This is a genomic window from Arthrobacter sp. U41 (assembly GCF_001750145.1).
GTDB lineage: Bacteria > Actinomycetota > Actinomycetes > Actinomycetales > Micrococcaceae > Arthrobacter.
This window is the reverse complement of sequence record NZ_CP015732.1, coordinates 3,605,785-3,623,289: the sequence shown is the minus strand read 5'-3', so window position 1 is coordinate 3,623,289 and position 17,505 is coordinate 3,605,785. Positions and strand designations below refer to the sequence as shown.

The following is a 17,505-nucleotide window of genomic DNA, read 5'->3' as shown; positions in this document are numbered from 1 at the left end:
TGTTACCTGAATGTGACATGCCATCAGTTTTACCGTACGGTCGAATCCGTGCCGGATTTCTCCGAAACGGCACTCCCGAGCCGATTGCCTAACTCTGCCGCTGCCCGGGATCCTTTCGCAAAATCGTCCGGCAGAGACGGGGAAACCACATTTTGGCTCGCCTTCGGGCAGGCCTTGGGGTGAAGCCGCGCCCTGCAGTTATGCAGACCGCAGCCGGGTGTCTCCCATCCGAATCCGACAGCTCACCCCGCAGGCATTGGGAGAGGCTCCTTTCATGTCCGCACGCAAAAATCCGGGCCGCCACCGCGCGGTTACCATCCAGACCAGCACCCTCGCGACGATTTCCAAGACCATCGTCGACAACGCCGGCGGGGCGGGACGCCAAGCCGCTGTCATCGCCGCCGCGTCGGGACTCGTTCTGACCAGCGGGATCGCCGCCCAGGCCGCAGAGGCCCCGGCACAGCGGGACTCGGCCCCCGCCTCGACTCTTGAGGTGTCCAGCCAGGCCCCGGCACAGCTCAGCGCTGACTCCAGCGTCCGGATTTCCTTTGAACGCCCCGCCGTCACCACCACCGCGGCGCCGGTCATTGAGGCGCCGAAGCCTGCTGTCCAGGCGCCGAAGCCTGCCCCGGTGGCGGCCCGGGCCGGAGGGGGCGTCCAGACGCAGCCCCGCATCACCGTCCAGCCGCAGGCCGCCACGGCCCCTGCTGCCGCTCCGGCGGCGGGCGGCGTCAACGCCGCAATGGTTTCCGCCGCCTACGCGCAGCTTGGCACGATCCAGGACTGCACGGCCCTGGTGGAAAAGGCCTTGGGGTCTGCAGGTATCCCTGTCGGGGATCTGGCCCCGTTGCAGTTCAAGAGCTACGGAAAGGTCGTCGGTGATGCGCAGCCCGGTGACATGGTCATCCAGCCGGGCCACATCGGCATCTACGTCGGCAACGGCCAGGTCCTCAGCTCCGGCATGAACGGCAAGAACCAGACCGTCGTGCATCCGCTGTCGTGGCTGACCGCCACCGGCCCCGTCACGTTCGTCCGCGCCGGCGCCTAGAAACATGCCACAAGGGCCGGTGAGTTGCTGCCTTGGGGGCAGCAGATCACCGGCCCTTGCGCGTTTGCGGCCCGGGAATACCTGCAGCCGGCTCCGGACGGCATGAGATCCCCTGGAGCCCGGAACAGAGCCTTGCAGTTTGATCGACGGAACTTCCGGTCCTGAGACTTCTCCTCGTTCGCCGGGCTAGCGGACGGCCACCGGCCGGGCGGCCGGCTCGTGCGCTGCCGGATCCTGGATCGTCGTCCCGGCGAAGCGGCGCAGGCGCAGTGAGTTGCTGACAACCAGCACGGAGCTGGCGGCCATCGCGGCGCCGGCGATCATCGGGTTCAGCAGCCCCAACGCGGCGACCGGGATCCCGACGGCGTTGTAGAAGAAAGCCCAGAACAGGTTGGTCTTGATGGTGGCCAGGGTCCGGCGGGACAGCTCGATGGCCTGGGCCACCTGGCCGAGGTCGTTCCCCATCACCGTCAGGTCGGCCGCGGCGATCGCAACATCCGTCCCGCTGCCCATGGCAATGCCCAGGTCAGCCTGCGCCAGGGCTGCGGCGTCGTTGACGCCGTCGCCTGCCATCGCCACGATGGCCCCGGAAGCCTGCAGCTTCCGGACCGCGTCCACTTTGCCTTCCGGCAGAACCCCCGCAAGGACATCCTGGGCCGGGATGCCCACGTCGGCGGCAACGATCGCCGCGACGGCGGCGTTGTCTCCCGTCAGCAGGATGGGCCTGAGCCCCAGCGCTTTGAGTCGGGTGATCGCGGCGGCGGAGCCGTCTTTGACCGTGTCGGTGAGGCTGATGATTCCCGCGGGCCGGCCATCGACCGCGACCCAGATGACAGTGGCGCCGGTTCCTTCCTGTGTTTGCAGGGCCGCGTGATGGTCGGCTGCGAGGATGATGCCGTTGTCCTGAAGCCACCCGGCCCGCCCGACGACCACCCTGCGTCCGTCCACCGTTCCGCGGACGCCTCCGCCGGGTGCGCTCTCGAAGCCGGTGACAGGCATCAGCGGCCCTTCGCCCTTGGCCGCGCGGGCGATGGCTCTTGCGATGGGATGTTCACTCGCGGCTTCGACGGCACCGGCCAGGGCAAGGAGCTCCTCCTTGGCGGGCCCGGAGAACCTGTGGATACCCGCGACGGACAGCCGTCCGGTCGTCACGGTACCGGTTTTGTCCAGCACGATAGTGTCCACGGTCCGGGTGTCTTCAAGGACCTGCGGGCCCTTGATCAGGATGCCCAGCTGGGCACCCCTGCCGGTGCCGGTCAGCAGGGCCGTCGGAGTGGCCAAACCCAGCGCGCAGGGGCAGGCAATGACCAGGACCGCGACCGCGGCGGTAAATGAGGCCTGCGGGTCCGTGGTGGAGAGCATCCACACGGTAAAGGTGACCGCGGCGATGGCGAGGACGATCGGGACGAAGACAGCACTGATCCGGTCCGCGAGGCGGGCGATGGGCGCCTTGCCGCTTTGTGCCTGGCTGACGAGTTTCCCCATCTGGGCCAGTGTTGTTTCGCTGCCGACACGGGTGGCCTTCACGAGCAGTCGGCCGTTGGTGTTGATGGTGGCCCCGGTCACCGTGTCGTCAACGCCGACCTCCACCGGCAGCGACTCCCCTGTGATGAGCGAGGCGTCGACTGCGCTGTGCCCTTCGACGACGAACCCGTCGGTGGCGATTTTTTCCCCCGGGCGGACGAGGAAGACGTCCCCGGGCTGCAGTCGGTCGGCGGCGATCAGAGACTCGACGCCGTCGCGGAGGACGGTGGCTTCCTTGGCTCCGAGATTCAACAGTGCTTTCAGCGCATTGCCTGCGCGTTGTTTGGCGTTGGCTTCAAGGTACCTGCCCAGCAGCAGGAAAGTGGTGACGACGGCGGCGACTTCGAAGTACAGGGTGTGGGCGCTCATCTCCATGCCAGGGTGTTCGGTCAGTGACGGGTCGGTAAACAGCTGCCAGCTGGAGAACAGGAAAGCTGCCCCCACCCCGATGGAGACCAGTGTGTCCATCGTGGAGGCAAGGTGCCGGGCGTTGATGGCCGCGGCTCGGTGGAAAGGCCACGCCGCCCAGGTGACCACGGGCAGGCTGAGGGCAAAGGCCCACCAGCCCCAGTGCGGGAACTGGGCGGCCGGGATCATGGAAATGATGACGACCGGCACGGTGAGGGCACCAGCCAGGAGAAGTCGAGGGCGCAGGGAAGCTGAGGCGGCCGGTGCACTTGGCCCGTCATCGGACAGGTCAGGAACAGCGTCCTCATCGTCCCGCGCCGCACGGTCTGCATCGGGCGCGGCCTTGAGCCGGGCCGTATATCCGGTCGCCGCAACCGTGTCGAGGATCTGCTGGTCGGTAATGGCATCCGGCACCGTGACCTGGGCGGATTCAAGGGGCAGGTTGACGCTGGCCTGGACTCCGTCGAGTTTTCCGAGTTTCCGTTCCACCCGGGCGACACACGAAGCGCAGGTCATCCCCTGGATGTCCAGTTCAATGATGCGCGTGTTGGTCAGGGTGCCGGAGTCCATACTCAGGCCCCGGCAGCCACGACGACGTAGCCGGCTTCTGCGACGGCTTCGCCGATTTTCTCCGGGTCGAGCTCGGCCGCCGAGGTGATGGTGGCAACGGAGATGCCGTCCTTGTTCAGCTCCACGGCGACCTCCTGGACCCCGTCGAGTTCCTGAAGTTCCTCGGTCACGGAAGCGACGCAGTGGCTGCAGTCCATGCCGGAAATATTGACGGTGGTGTTGATGCTCATGATGATTTTCTCCTGAATTCCTAGCGCAGCAGACGCGCGATCGCGTCCGCTGCTTCCTTGACTTTCGCGTCCCCCGCTTCTGGTGATTCGGCCGCGGCGCTGACGACGCAATGACCGATGTGTTCCTCGAGCAGCCCGATGCTGACCGCATGCAGGGCCTTGTTGACGGCCGCGACCTGGGTCAGGATGTCGATGCAGTACGAGTCCTCGCTGACCATCCGGGCTATCCCGCGCACCTGACCTTCGATGCGTTTGAGCCTTCGCAGATACGCCTCTTTGTCTGCGGTGTATCCGTGAGGCGGGACAGCACCCGCGACAGTGGCATCTTCGACAGTGTGGTTCACAGCAGCTCCTTATGACATTCCAAATAGTATACCCCCTAGGGGTATCTAATCAAGTACTTGCCAAGGCTCAACGGGCGAATCGGCGGGGAGGGGCTCCTCTAGCTCTCGCGCAGCGACGAGAGAGGCCGGCTGGCGGACCGGGCGTCCCGTCCAGGATGCAGATGTGCCGAACGCAATGGCCACCCCGATGCCGCCACCTCTGTAGTGTTTGAGCATTGGAACAATGAGCCGTGATGCCTTCTTGAACGCCGGTCATCCGAACGGAAGACCCGGGGGCTCACCCCAACAGAGGACCCGAAACGCCATGACACACCAGAATGCAACGCTGCGTGGCCCACATCAGCCCGAGGAGGAGACGCCCGGCGGCGGCTCCCGGATGCCACTCGGACCCCGGCGGCTCGTCTTGGTCGGAAGCCTCTGCGTCCTGGCCGGCGTCCTGGCCGGGCGGTACTTCGTCGGCGGCCTGGTGCTCGCGACCGCCGGCGCCGCTGTACTGGCCACGGCTCTTTCATATCGGGTGGAGAAGCCTTGGTTCTCAGGGCTGTCCTGGCTGGTCAGCGTCACCGGTGCTGTCTGGACCACAGTGACCGCGGGCTATTGGTGGTCGATCGGTGCGGCCGCCGATTCCTCCTCGGGCCCGCCGGAGTCCGCTGCTGTGCTTTACTATCTCGGCCTCACCGCCCTTATCATCATGAGCAGCGGGAGTCTGGCAGGGATAATAATAAGGACGATCGGGCGCCGTCGCACGCCGGACTTAGGGTAGTTCCTGCCGAATATGGGGATACCCGCGGAATGTAGCGTGGGCGTGGCTCTTGTGCGGAGAGTATCCGGCTTGGGAGCGTATGGCGTCCGGCCACAGCATCAGGATTCCGGCGTCAAGGCGGGCTGAAGGAGACGTCTCAGCACCTTCCGCAGGGTCGACCGCAGATGGGTGAAGAGCAGTGCCGCCAAGAGACTTTCCCCCCGACACGCCCCTGTTGATCGGAGGTGGCAGCGAGGTCCGGGCCTGCCAGATACCGCTGGGCTCCTGGAAGATGACAGAGTACTGTTCCTACGCAGTACTGGCCGGTACCATTCGTCCCGGTGCAGGCGAGGCCGATACCCGTCCGCCGGGCCGTCGTCCGGTGCGGCGCGTTCGCATGTCCGTGGGTCCTTAAAAGCGGGAGACGAAAGATGCAGGTCTGGCCGGGAGCCCCCTATCCACTGGGGGCAACTTTTGACGGAAGCGGCACCAATTTCGCCCTGTTTACCGAATCAGCGACGGCGGTGACATTATGCTTTGTGGATGCCTCCGGCGCCGAGATCCGTGTCCCACTGGCCGAAGTTGATGGTTACATCTGGCACGGCTACCTGCCGGGGATAGGGCCCGGTCAGCGATACGGATACCGCGTAGACGGCCCCTATGAGCCCGCCGCTGGGCTCCGCTTTAACCCGGACAAATTCCTGCTCGATCCTTATGCCAAGACTATGGAAGGAACCATTGAATGGGGCCAGGCTCTTCTTTCCTACAGCCTGGAGGACCCGCAGCGGCGCGATGAGTCGGATTCCCTCCCCGGAATGATGACCGCAGTGGTCATCGACCCGGCGTTCGACTGGGAGGACGACCGGCGGCCCAATACGCCGTACCATGACACCGTGATTTACGAGGCCCATGTCAAAGGGCTGACCAGGCTGCACCCCGAAATCCCTGAACTGCTGCGTGGAACATACGCGGGCTTGGGCCACCCATCAATCGTGGCCCACCTGCAAAATCTCGGGGTCACGGCCATCGAGCTGATGCCTGTCCAGCAGTTCATACACGACAGCCAGCTCCGGGAGCGGGGGCTGTCCAATTATTGGGGATACAGCACCATCGGCTTCTTTGCCCCGCACAACGCGTACGCATCGGCACCTGACGCCGCGGGTGCCGTCACGGAATTCAAGACAATGGTCCGGACCCTCCACAAAGCCGGGATTGAAGTCATCCTCGACGTCGTTTACAACCACAGCGGAGAGGGGAACCATCTCGGTCCCACCATCTCCTTCCGAGGCATCGATAATGCGTCATACTATCGGCTCGACGACTCCCGGCCGGAGTTCTATATGGACTTCACGGGCACCGGAAATTCGTTGAATGTCCGTACCCCGCATGTTCTGCAGCTCATCATGGATTCCCTGCGGTACTGGGTGACGGAAATGCACGTTGACGGCTTCCGATTTGATCTTGCAGCTGCCCTGGCGCGCCAATTCTACGAGGTGGACAGGCTCTCGGGTTTCTTTGATCTGGTCCAGCAGGATCCCATCGTCTCTCGGGTCAAGCTCATTGCCGAGCCCTGGGATCTGGGACCCGGCGGATACCAGGTGGGAAATTTCCCGCCCAACTGGAGCGAATGGAATGGCAGATACAGAGACACGCTCCGGGACTTCTGGCGCGGCGAACCTTCCACGCTCGGGGAATTGGCGTCCCGACTCACCGGGTCATCTGATCTGTACGAGCATTCCGGCCGGCGGCCCATGGCCTCGATCAATTTCATCACAGCCCACGACGGCTTCACGCTGGCTGACCTCGTGGCGTACAACCGCAAACACAACGAGGCCAATGGCGAGAGCAACGCGGACGGCGAGAACAACAACAGGTCCTGGAACGGCGGACCCGAAGGCGGCACTGACGACCCGGCCATCCTTCGGCTCCGGTCCAGGCGGCAGCGCAGCCTCATCGCAACGCTGCTGCTGTCCCAGGGGATACCCATGATCCTCCATGGCGATGAAATGGGGCGGACCCAGCAGGGCAACAACAATGCTTATGCTCAGGATTCGGAACTGAGCTGGATCCACTGGGAAGATGCGGACAAAGACCTTCTGGACTTTGCTGTGGCGGTCAGCCGGCTGCGGGCCGCTCATCCCACGTTTCACCGCCGCCGGTTCTTCAGCGGGCGACCGGTCAGACAACCCGACGGAGGCCAGGTGCCCGACATTGTCTGGCTGAAGCCCGATGGCACGCCGATGGAACCTTTGGACTGGACCGACGGGAGGTCACTGGCGCTCGGGATGTACCTGAACGGCAGCGGCATCCGCTGCTCCGATCGCACCGGCAGCCAGATGACAGACTCAGATTTCATCCTCTATTTCAATGCCAGTGCCGAGTCCCGGAAATTCACCTTGCCGCCGGCCCGCTACGCACTCCATTGGGAGCTGGTTCTCGACACCTCCCTAAAGGTGACGGGAACGGGCTTGATGGCCGGTGGTGCCCTCGAGGTTCCTTCACACACTCTCCTTGTCCTCCGGGAACCGGGAAAGGTAGTGCATGCCAAAGCTCACGACGGTGAGCAGGGTCGTTTGTGACAAAGAGTTTGAGGTTCCCCTGCGCCCGGCCCGGTATGATCGCTGCAGAGGGCGAAACCTAGCGTTGTTCGCGATGAACTCGGGGGCGGGGAAAGTGCGTCATTCCATGCGATGGCACCATGATTTTTCCAACCTGACTACAATCACCGCGGTCCTTTCGTTTCTCCTCGCCGTAACGGGATTTCTGGACCTGCCGATGACGTCTGCTCAAGGAAACGGACCGGGTGGTACTTCGCACTCCATCACGGCGTCCTACACGGAAGACTCCGAATCCGTGGGCTTCCGGCTTGTCTTTTCCGGTGACACCGTTGTGGCTGCGGATCAGGACCAGGGGCAACAACCCGTCCCGTCCCCTCCTGACCACTGCCCCATGAACCTGGGTTTGTCTGTAGCGTGCCTTGATGTGCTGTCTTCAGCCGTTCATGTCGCATCAGACCCAATAGCCCCCGGCAGCACCCCGGCCGCCGCTGCAGCAGCACAGCCAGCCGGGGCGCTGCCCGAGGTTCCCGGGGCACCCCTCCACCCTGTATCGCTCATCCGGCTTTCCATCAGCCGCGTATAGGAGAAGTCTGCCCTCCGCCGCAGTCTGATCGGGGGCATCGACGGCCCGCCGCTGCGTCCAGGCGCGGGTTTGTACCAAGGTGACGCCCTGGACCGTCGTGGCGGGGCGAACCTCATTTCCAAGCACGGCCACTGTCGCTGCAGCGGTCCGCATGTGAGCCACGAGAGCGGCGGGCGCACACACATCTTTAACTAACGAGCCCCGAGAGGAATTTCTGTCATGAGTAGTAAGACACAAACCGTGGTCATGGAGGTGGCAGGTGTCCACTGGGCCTCGTCCAAGACCGTCGCCGAAACCACGCTCTCCCGCCGGCCGGGAGTGCTCAGCGTGGAAGCGAATCCGGTCTCGCAGACCGCGAACGTCACGTTCGACCCGGACAAGACCTCCATCGCCGACCTCCGGAGCTGGGTGCAGGACTGCGGCTACCACTGTTCCGGCCAGTCAGTGCCGGAGCATATCTGTGATCCGATGCACGAAACCGGCTCCGCCCCGTCGGCAGCTGCCGGGCACGGTACAGCCGAGCACCGCCCCTCTGCCCATGAAGGCGACACCGCCCTCGTCCCGGAAGCGCACGCAGGCCACGAAGTGCCTGCCGGTCAGCCCCGGCATGCGCCCCGGGATGCCGAGGATGTCATGGGCCACGGGGGCCACAGCATGTCGATGGAGGCGATGATCCGGGACATGCGGAACCGTTTCCTGATCGCGCTCCTCCTTTCCGTGCCGATCACCTTGTGGTCGCCGATCGGACGCGAAGTCCTCGGGTTCACCGTCCCGGCCCCGTTCGGATTACGGGACGATGTCTTTGCCTTGATCGTGTCCCTGCCCGTGATTTTCTACTCGGCCTGGATTTTCTTTGACGGCGCCTACCGTGCGCTGAAGGCCAGAACACTGGATATGATGGTCCTGGTCGCGGTCGGCGTGGGGGCGGGCTGGCTCTACAGCCTCATTGTTACCCTGACCGGCGGTGGGGAGGTCTTCTACGAAGCAGCCACCGTCCTGGCCACCTTCGTGTTGCTGGGGCATTGGGTCGAAATGCGTGCAAGGGGCGGCGCAAACGACGCCATCCGCACACTGCTGGAGCTGGCGCCGTCCAAGGCCCTGGTGATCAAAAACGGTGAGCCCGTCGAGGTGCCGACCTCGGAGGTCCTGCCCGGTGACTTGATGCTGGTGCGCCCCGGGGCAAAAATTCCCACGGACGGCACCGTCGAAGACGGCGACTCCGACATTGATGAGTCCATGGTCACCGGTGAAAGCCTGCCCGTGGCCAAGTCACCGGGCTCGGAGGTGATCGGCGCCACGGTCAACACGACCGGAACATTACGTGTCCGCGCCACCAAGGTCGGCGCAGACACCGCCCTGGCGCAGATCGTCGCACTCGTGCAGGAAGCCCAGAACTCCAAAGCCCCCGGCCAACACCTTGCCGACCGCGCCGCATTCTGGCTGGTCCTGGTTGCCCTGATCGGCGGATCCGCCACCTTCCTCGCCTGGTGGCTGGCCGGAGCAACCGTTCCGCAGGCGATCCTCTTTGCCATCACGGTCGTGGTCATCACCTGCCCCGATGCTCTGGGCCTGGCAACCCCGACGGCGATCATGGTCGGCACCGGCCTTGGCGCCAAGCGCGGCGTCCTGTTCAAGAACGCCACAGCACTGGAAACCGCAGCACACATCGACACCGTTGTGATGGACAAGACCGGAACCCTGACCAAGGGTGAACCCGAAGTCACCGACTTCATCGCCTACGGATTCGACGAGGACGAACTTTTGGCTCTCGTGGCCGCCGTCGAACGCGAATCTGAGCACCCTCTCGCCGCCGCCGTCGTCAACTACGCCGTTGCCCGCGGCGTTCCATCGGCTGATGCCGAAGCGTTCCGTAACGTCCCTGGCCACGGTGCTGGCGCCTCGGTAAACGGGCGGAAGGTCTTCGTCGGCAACCGCAAGCTGATGGTGGCCGAGGGCATTGACATCGGGCCGGTAGCCGAACAGCGCGAGGCCCTCGCCTCGACCGGCCGCACGGCAGTTCTGGTGGCCGTGGACGGCAGGGCCGCTGGTGTCATCGCACTGGCCGACGCCGCCCGCGAGACCGCTGCCTCCGCAGTGGCCGCCCTGCATGAAAGCGGCGTGGAGGTCGTCATGCTCACGGGAGACAACGAGGCCACCGCGAAGCGGATTGCTGCCCAGCTCGGCATCGACACCGTCATGGCCGAGGTGCTTCCCGAGGACAAATCCGCGAAGGTGGCCGAACTGCAGAAAGCCGGCAAGCGGGTCGCCATGGTCGGTGACGGCGTCAACGACGCCCCCGCACTGGCGCAGGCCGATCTCGGCATCGCCATCGGAGCCGGCACCGACGTGGCCATCGAAACTGCCGACGTTGTCCTGATGCGCTCAGATCCGCTGGACGTTCCCATCGCCCTCCGGATCGGCAAGGGTACGTTGCGCAAGATGCGCCAGAACCTGGGCTGGGCCATCGGCTACAACGTCATCGCCCTGCCGATCGCCGCGGGCGTCTTCTACCCAGCGTTTGGCCTCATGCTCAGCCCGGAAATAGCCGCGATCTCCATGTCCGGCTCCAGCGTCATTGTCGCCGTCAACGCCCTGCTCCTCAAGCGCCTGCGCCTGCCGGAGCCCGGCGAGGCCACCGGCAGCACGATCAAGACCGAACCTGCCCCGGAGCCAAGCGGCGTCCGCTAAACGCAGCCCCTTCGGCACCGACCCAAGTACTCGCTCAGACAGACAGGATATGCCATGACAGACCATCAACAGCCGCAAACCCCGATACCCGTTCTCAGACCCGAACAGCTGGACCGCATCCATGCCTGGTGGCGGGCCGCGAACTACCTCTCCGTCGGCCAGATCTACCTGATGGATAACCCTCTGCTGCGCGAACCGCTGCGCCCCGAGCACATCAAGCCGCGGCTGCTGGGGCACTGGGGCACCACCCCGGGCCTGAATTTCATCTACGCCCACCTGAACCGGGCCATCATGGAACGGGACCTGGACATGATCTACATCATGGGCCCCGGCCACGGCGGACCGGGCCCGGTGGCGGCAGCCTGGCTGGACGGCACCTACAGCGAAACATACCCGGATATTTCCCTGGACCTCGCCGGGATGAGGCGGCTGTTCCGCCAGTTCTCTTTTCCCGGCGGCATCCCCAGCCATGTGGCCCCGGAGACACCGGGATCCATCCACGAGGGCGGGGAGCTCGGCTACGCGCTCTCGCACGCCTACGGGGCAGCGTTCGATAACCCGGACCTCATCGTGGCGGCCGTGATCGGTGACGGGGAAGCAGAGACGGGCCCGCTGGCCGCGAGCTGGCACTCCAACAAATTCGTGAACCCGGACCGGGACGGCACCGTCCTGCCGATCCTGCACCTGAACGGCTACAAAATCGCCAACCCCACGGTCCTGGACCGGATCAGCCATGAGGAACTGGACTCGCTGTTGCGCGGGTACGGTCACACACCGTATTACGTGGACGGCTCCGACCCGGAACAGATGCACCAGGACTTCGCCCGGACCCTGGATGCCTGCCTGGACGAGATCCGTGAGATCAAGCGCGGCGCGCGTGAGGACGGCCGGACGGAACGGCCGCGCTGGCCCATGATCGTCCTGCGCTCTCCCAAGGGTTGGACGGGACCGGTCGAAGTGGACGGGTTGAAGGTGGAGGGAAGCTGGCGTTCACACCAGGTGCCCTTCACCCAGGCCCGCGAAAACGACAGCCACCGCGCCGTGCTGGAGCAGTGGTTGCGCAGCTACCGCCCCGAGGAACTCTTCGACGACGCGGGGGCTCCGGTGGCGGCGGTCGGCGGGTTGCATCCGGTCGGGGAGCGGCGCATGAGCGCGAACCCGCACGCGAACGGGGGGCTGTTGCTGCGCGACCTGCGCATGCCCGACTTCGCCGACTATGCCGTCCCCGTGGCCCATCCCGGCACCGGGGCCGTGGAATCCACCCGGGTCCTGGGCACCTTCCTGCGGGACATCATGGCTGCGAACATGGACAATTTCCGGGTCTTCGCCCCGGACGAAAACAACTCCAACCGGCTGGGGGACATCTTCGACGCGACCGACCGGGCCTGGAATGCCCGGACCGTTCCAGAGGATGACCATCTCGCCCGCGACGGTCGGGTCATGGAAATCCTCTCCGAACACACCTGCCAGGGCTGGCTGGAAGGCTACCTGCTCTCGGGCCGGCACGGATTCTTTTCCTGCTACGAGGCGTTCATCCACATCGTCGACTCGATGTTCAACCAGCACGCCAAGTGGCTGACAACGACCAACGACATTCCGTGGCGCCGCCCGGTCGCTTCCCTGAACTACCTGCTGACCTCCCATGTGTGGCGGCAGGACAACAACGGGTTCTCGCACCAGGACCCCGGGTTCATCGACCATGTGATCAACAAGAAGACCGACGTCATCCGCGTCTACCTGCCGCCGGACGCCAACACTCTCCTGTCCGTGGCCGACCACTGCCTGCGCAGCCGCCAGTACGTCAACGTCATTGTCGCCGGAAAGCAGCCGCAACTGCAGTACCTGGACATGCAGCAGGCGATCGTGCACTGCACCAAAGGCATCGGGATCTGGGACTGGGCCAGTTCGGATGCGGTCGGGGAACCCGACGTGGTCATGGGCTGCGCCGGCGATGTGCCCACAATGGAGACCCTGGCCGCCGTCGACATCCTCCGCGGGCGGTTCCCGGATCTGAAGATCCGGGTGGTCAACGTTGTTGACCTTATGCGCCTGCAGGATGACACGGAACATCCCCATGGCCTGTCCGGGCGGGACTTCGATGCCCTGTTCACCACTGACAAACCGGTGATCTTCGCCTACCACGGCTACCCGTGGTTGATCCACCGGCTCACGTACCGGCGGACGAACCACGGCAACATCCATGTCCGCGGCTACAAGGAGGAAGGCACCACCACGACCCCGTTCGATATGTGCGTGCTCAACCAGCTCGACCGGTTCAACCTTGCCATCGACGTCATCGACCGGGTGCCGAAATTGAAGGACGTTTCGGCGCATGTCCGCGAGGAGCTCAAGAACAAGCTCATCGAGCACCGGCAGTACATCCGGGCCCACGGTGAGGACATGCCGGAGATCCGGAACTGGGAGTGGGCGTCCGCACCGGGTCCTGCCAATGTCCCGGCCGATGAAGCTGTGGAGGAGCCGGCTTAGCATGGCGCAGGTCCATGCGGGCGGCAGCCACCCATCCAGTGATTCCCGGCACGGCGCGGCAGCACTGCCGTATCAGGCGGTGCTGTTCGACATGGATGGAGTCGTCACACAGACCGCCTCCGTGCATGCGGCGGCCTGGAAGAAGCTATTCGACGCTGTCCTGGCCGACCCCAGGCTCAATGCCGGCGTCGCGGACCCCTTCGACGAGGACGCGGACTACCGGCGGTACGTTGACGGCCGGCAGCGGGAGGACGGAGTCACCGCCTTCCTGGCCTCCCGCGGCGCCCGGCTTCCCGCCGGCAGCCCGGACGACGGGCCGGAGGCCTGGTCCGTCCACGGACTCGGCGCCCGCAAGAACGCCCTGTTCCTGCAAGCCGTGACCCGCGACGGCATCCGGGCCTACCCCGGGACCACGGCGCTGCTGGCCCGCCTACGCACAGCGGGAATCCCCATGGGCCTGGTCACGGCCAGCCGCAACGCCCGCGCCCTGCTGAAGGCTGCCGGCCTCGATACCGGATTCGACGTCATCATCGACGGGCAGACCGCCGCCGAACAGAACCTGCCGGGTAAACCCGACCCGGCCATGTTCCTCGAGGCAGCGCGCCGGCTCGGCGTGGCACCCCGGCATGCCGCGGTGATCGAGGACGCCGCCGCCGGTGTCCAGGCAGGCCGCCGCGGCGGCTTCGGACTGGTCGTCGGCATTGACCGCGCCGGGCACCGGGAACAGCTGGAGGCGGCCGGCGCCGACATCGTCCTCGGCGACGTCGCCGAGCTGGACCTGGGGGCCTCACGCACCGATCCGTGGACGCTCGTGTATGACGGGTTCGACCCTGCCCACGAAGGCCACCGGGAGGTCCTGACCGCCCTGGGCAACGGATACATGGCAACACGCGGCACCCAGCCGGAGCACAGTGACGACGGCGTGCATTATCCCGGGACCTATCTGGCCGGTGTCTACAACCGGACGACGGGCACCATTCACGGCCGCGACCTGGAAGAAGAGCATCTGGTCAATATCCCTAACTGGCTGCCGGTGGACGTGCGCATCGGCGCCGGGCCATGGTGGTCAACCGGAGACATTCAGGTCGCCGAGGAGCGAAGCGAGCTCGATCTGCGCCGGGGCCTGCTGACCCGCCGCGCAACCCTCGCGGGCCCGGACGGGGAACAGCTCACCGTCGTGCAGCGGCGGCTGGTCTCCATGCACAATCCCCACCTGGCCGCGCTCGAGACGACCCTGACGGCCCGCGGCTTCAGCTGCGCCGTGAGCATCCGTGCGGGCATCGATGCCAGGGTGGCCAACACCAACGTCCGCGACTATGCCGGCACCGGGCAGCGGCACCTGACCGACCCTGTATTCACCGAAGTGGACAGCGGCACCGTCCTCTGCGCGGTCCAGACCAGCCAGAGCCGGATCCGCATCGCCCTGGCTGTCCGGACGGTGTTCGACGGCGGCCCGGCACCAACGCCCCGGGACGCCGGGAGCGACGGTGGACGGCACTTCCGGCAGTTCGACCTCCGGCTGGCCGACGGACAGCCGTCCACCATGGCCAGGACCGCGTCGCTGGTCACCTCCCGCGACGGCGCCATCTCATCCCCCGAGGCCGCAGCCCTGGCCGGGCTTTCCCGTCTTGGCACGGGTTTCGCCGCGCTGCTCAGGGACCACGAAGCTGCCTGGCGGCGCCTGTGGGAGTGGTTCGGGATCAGCCTCGACGGGGACCGGCAGTCCCGGCTGGTACTGAACCTGCACGTCTTCCACCTGCTGCAGACCATTTCCGTGCATACCGCTGCCCTGGATGCCGGCGTACCGGCGCGGGGCCTGCACGGGGAAGGGTACCGCGGTCACGTCTTTTGGGACGAACTGTTCGTCTTTCCCGTGATCGGGCTCCGCCTCCCCGAGGTCAGCCGGGCCCTGCTGGAGTACCGCTGGCGCAGGCTTGATGCTGCGCGGGCCGCCGCACGGGCGCAGGGCCTCCAGGGTGCGCTGTTCCCGTGGCAGAGTGGCAGCGACGGACGGGAGGAGACGCCCCGCCAGCTCTACAACGCCCGGTCCGCCCGGTGGATGCCGGACAACTCCAGCCGCCAGCGGCACGTCGGTCTCGCCGTCGCCTACAACGCCTGGCAGCACTTCCAGGCCACGGGGGACCGGGACTGGCTGACGGCCCGCGGCGGGGAACTGATCATCGAAGTGACCCGGACATTCGCCTCGCTGGCCACCTATGATCCGGTAAAGGACAGGTTCCACGTTTCAGGGGTGATGGGGCCCGACGAATACCACGACGGGTACCCGGATACGCCCGGGGCCGGCTTGCGCGATAACGCCTACACCAACGTGCTCCTCTCCTGGCTGTGCGACCGCGCCGCCGACGTGCTGGATGAACTCGCGGGCCATCCCGGCGATGACCTCGGTGACCGGCTGCAGATCACCGGGGAGGAAATCAGCCACTGGTCCCGGATCAGCCGCAGACTCGCCGTGCCGTTCCATGCCGACGGGGTCCTCAGCCAGTTCGATGGGTACGAAGACCTGGCAGAACTGGACTGGCCGGCCTACCGGGCCACGTACGGCAATATCGGGCGGCTCGATTTGATCCTCGAAGCCGAAAACGATGCCACCAACCGGTACAAACTCGCTAAGCAGGCGGACGTCCTGATGCTGATCTACCTGCTGGGGCCCGCCGGGGTGATCAGGCAGCTGCACCGGCTCGGCTATCCGTTCGCGGAGCCCGACCTGGAGCGCACCGTGGAGTACTACCTGGCCAGGACCGCCAACGGATCGACGCTCAGCCGGGTGGTGCATGCCTCGGTACTCGCCCGGATTGACGAATCCCGGGCCTGGCAGGTCTTCCGTGAGGCCTTGGTCTCCGACTTGGACGATACCCAGGGCGGAACGACCCGGGAAGGTATCCATCTGGGCGCCATGTCCGGGACGGTCGATGTCGTCCTCCGGGCTTTCGCCGGCCTGCAGACAGAGGCCGACGCGCTGACCTTTTCTCCCCGGCTCCCGGCCCGGCTCGGAAGCACCGGGTTCCAGATCCGGTACCGGGGCCACCGCATCGAGGTGTCCCTAAGCGTTGAAACCCTCCGGATCCGGCTACAGCCCTGCAGTGCACCCGCTGTGCGGATAGGTGTCGAAGGAATCTATGCACAGCTCGCCGGCGGGGAAAGCATGGACTTCCCCCTGGTACCGAAGACCGCAAAACCAGCGGGGCTGAGAACCGCCAACGACGACACAACGCAACCGCATGTGGAAAGGCAAACCAATGAGTAAGACCAGAGTGGCCGTCAACGGATACGGAGTCATCGGCAAGCGGGTAGCCGACGCAGTCCTGTTGCAGCCGGACATGGAACTGATCGGCGTCGCCGATATCATCACCGACTGGCGGATCCGCCCTGCTGCGGGACGTTTTCCGCTGTTCGCATCCACCTCCGAAGCGCGGGACGCGATGGGCCAGGCAGGCCTGACCATCTCCGGAGACCTGGACGACCTGCTGGCCCAGGCGGACGTCGTCGTGGATGCGACACCCAAACATGTGGCGGCCGGCAATCTGCCCCGCTACCGGGACGCCGGTGTAAAAGTCGTCCTGCAGGGCGGTGAATCCCATGACACCACAGGGCATTCATTCGTGGCGCAGGCCAACTATGACAGCGCGCTCGGCCGGGACATGACCCGTGTCGTCTCCTGCAACACGACCAGCATCGTCCGGGTACTTGGTGCCCTGCAGGACGCGGGCCTGCTGGCCAAGGCCCGCGGAGTCCTCATCCGCCGCGCCACCGACCCCTGGGAATCCCACCTCGGAGGGATCATGAACACGATGGTCCCGGAACCAAAAATACCCTCCCACCAGGGCCCGGACGCCCGGACCGTCCTGCCCGGTCTCGACGTTGTCACCATTGCGGCCAAGGGCGCGCACACCCAGACCCACAACCATTACTGGACGCTCCAGCTCACCAGGCCCTCGACGCGGGAAGAAGTCCTCGCAGCACTGCGGGCCGCACCGCGGATAGCGTTCATCCGGATGGCTGACGGGCTCGTCGCACTGAACTCGACCATCGAACTGATGAAGGACCTCGGCCGGCCCCGCGGGGACATGTGGGAAGTCGCAGTCTGGGAGGAACTGGTCACCGTCGAAGGAGACGAGGCCTACCTGACCTACCAGGTCTACAACGAGGCCATCGTCATACCCGAAACCATCGACGCCATCCGCGCCCTGACAGGATCCGCCCCGGACGCAGTGACATCGATGACGATGACCGACTCCACGCTGGGCATGAGGCAGGACTTCCTCGCCGAGCATCGTCCCGTCCTGCCGGGAGGCCGGCCGTGAA

Annotated in this window: 10 protein-coding genes and 1 riboswitch; of the genes, 7 read left to right on the top strand and 3 right to left on the bottom strand. The window is 65.6% G+C overall.

Annotated elements, in window-relative coordinates; translation table 11 throughout:
* Positions 1 to 91 precede the first annotated feature (91 nt).
* Positions 92 to 270: riboswitch (cyclic di-AMP (ydaO/yuaA leader) on the top strand.
* Between the two features lie 4 nt (positions 271 to 274).
* Complete coding sequence (locus ASPU41_RS16485) at positions 275 to 1,048, top strand: NlpC/P60 family protein (RefSeq protein WP_069951824.1); 774 nt, start codon at positions 275 to 277, stop codon at positions 1,046 to 1,048.
* 186 nt (positions 1,049 to 1,234) lie between these two features.
* Here the strand turns inward: ASPU41_RS16485 and ASPU41_RS16480 are convergent, their stop codons facing one another.
* Genes ASPU41_RS16480 through ASPU41_RS16470 form a run of 3 tightly spaced genes read right to left on the bottom strand, consistent with a single transcriptional unit; the run spans position 1,235 to position 4,124 of the window.
* Positions 1,235 to 3,550: a heavy metal translocating P-type ATPase gene (locus tag ASPU41_RS16480; protein WP_083266575.1), complete on the bottom strand. Its 2,316-nt coding sequence runs from the start codon at positions 3,548 to 3,550 to the stop codon at positions 1,235 to 1,237.
* A 2-nt stretch (positions 3,551 to 3,552) separates the two neighbouring features.
* A complete protein-coding gene (locus tag ASPU41_RS16475; protein ID WP_069951823.1) occupies positions 3,553 to 3,780 on the bottom strand; it encodes a heavy-metal-associated domain-containing protein in 228 nt (75 codons plus the stop codon).
* 20 nt (positions 3,781 to 3,800) lie between these two features.
* Positions 3,801 to 4,124 carry a metal-sensitive transcriptional regulator gene (locus ASPU41_RS16470; RefSeq protein ID WP_069951822.1) on the bottom strand — a complete coding sequence of 108 codons (324 nt, stop codon included), beginning with the start codon at positions 4,122 to 4,124 and terminating at the stop codon, positions 3,801 to 3,803.
* Positions 4,125 to 4,428: 304 nt separating this feature from the next.
* Here ASPU41_RS16470 and ASPU41_RS16465 point away from each other — a divergent pair, with 304 nt between their 5' ends.
* The 6 genes from ASPU41_RS16465 (at position 4,429) to ASPU41_RS16440 (ending at position 17,504) form a co-directional block, all read left to right on the top strand.
* Complete coding sequence (locus ASPU41_RS16465) at positions 4,429 to 4,887, top strand: hypothetical protein (RefSeq protein ID WP_231941104.1); 459 nt, start codon at positions 4,429 to 4,431, stop codon at positions 4,885 to 4,887.
* 410 nt (positions 4,888 to 5,297) lie between these two features.
* Positions 5,298 to 7,445 (top strand): glycogen debranching protein GlgX, encoded by a 2,148-nt coding sequence (gene glgX / locus ASPU41_RS16460; RefSeq protein WP_069951821.1) that lies wholly within the window; start codon positions 5,298 to 5,300, stop codon positions 7,443 to 7,445.
* 781 nt (positions 7,446 to 8,226) lie between these two features.
* On the top strand, positions 8,227 to 10,695 hold the full coding sequence (locus tag ASPU41_RS16455; protein ID WP_069951820.1) for a heavy metal translocating P-type ATPase: 2,469 nt from the start codon (positions 8,227 to 8,229) through the stop codon (positions 10,693 to 10,695).
* Positions 10,696 to 10,749: 54 nt separating this feature from the next.
* A complete protein-coding gene (locus ASPU41_RS16450) occupies positions 10,750 to 13,182 on the top strand; it encodes a phosphoketolase family protein (RefSeq protein WP_069951819.1) in 2,433 nt (810 codons plus the stop codon).
* Between the two features lies 1 nt (position 13,183).
* A complete protein-coding gene (locus tag ASPU41_RS16445) occupies positions 13,184 to 16,447 on the top strand; it encodes a beta-phosphoglucomutase family hydrolase (RefSeq protein ID WP_069951818.1) in 3,264 nt (1,087 codons plus the stop codon).
* Complete coding sequence (locus ASPU41_RS16440) at positions 16,440 to 17,504, top strand: type II glyceraldehyde-3-phosphate dehydrogenase (protein ID WP_069951817.1); 1,065 nt, start codon at positions 16,440 to 16,442, stop codon at positions 17,502 to 17,504. Before ASPU41_RS16445 ends, ASPU41_RS16440 begins: the two co-directional genes overlap by 8 nt.
* Position 17,505: the final 1 nt, after the last annotated feature.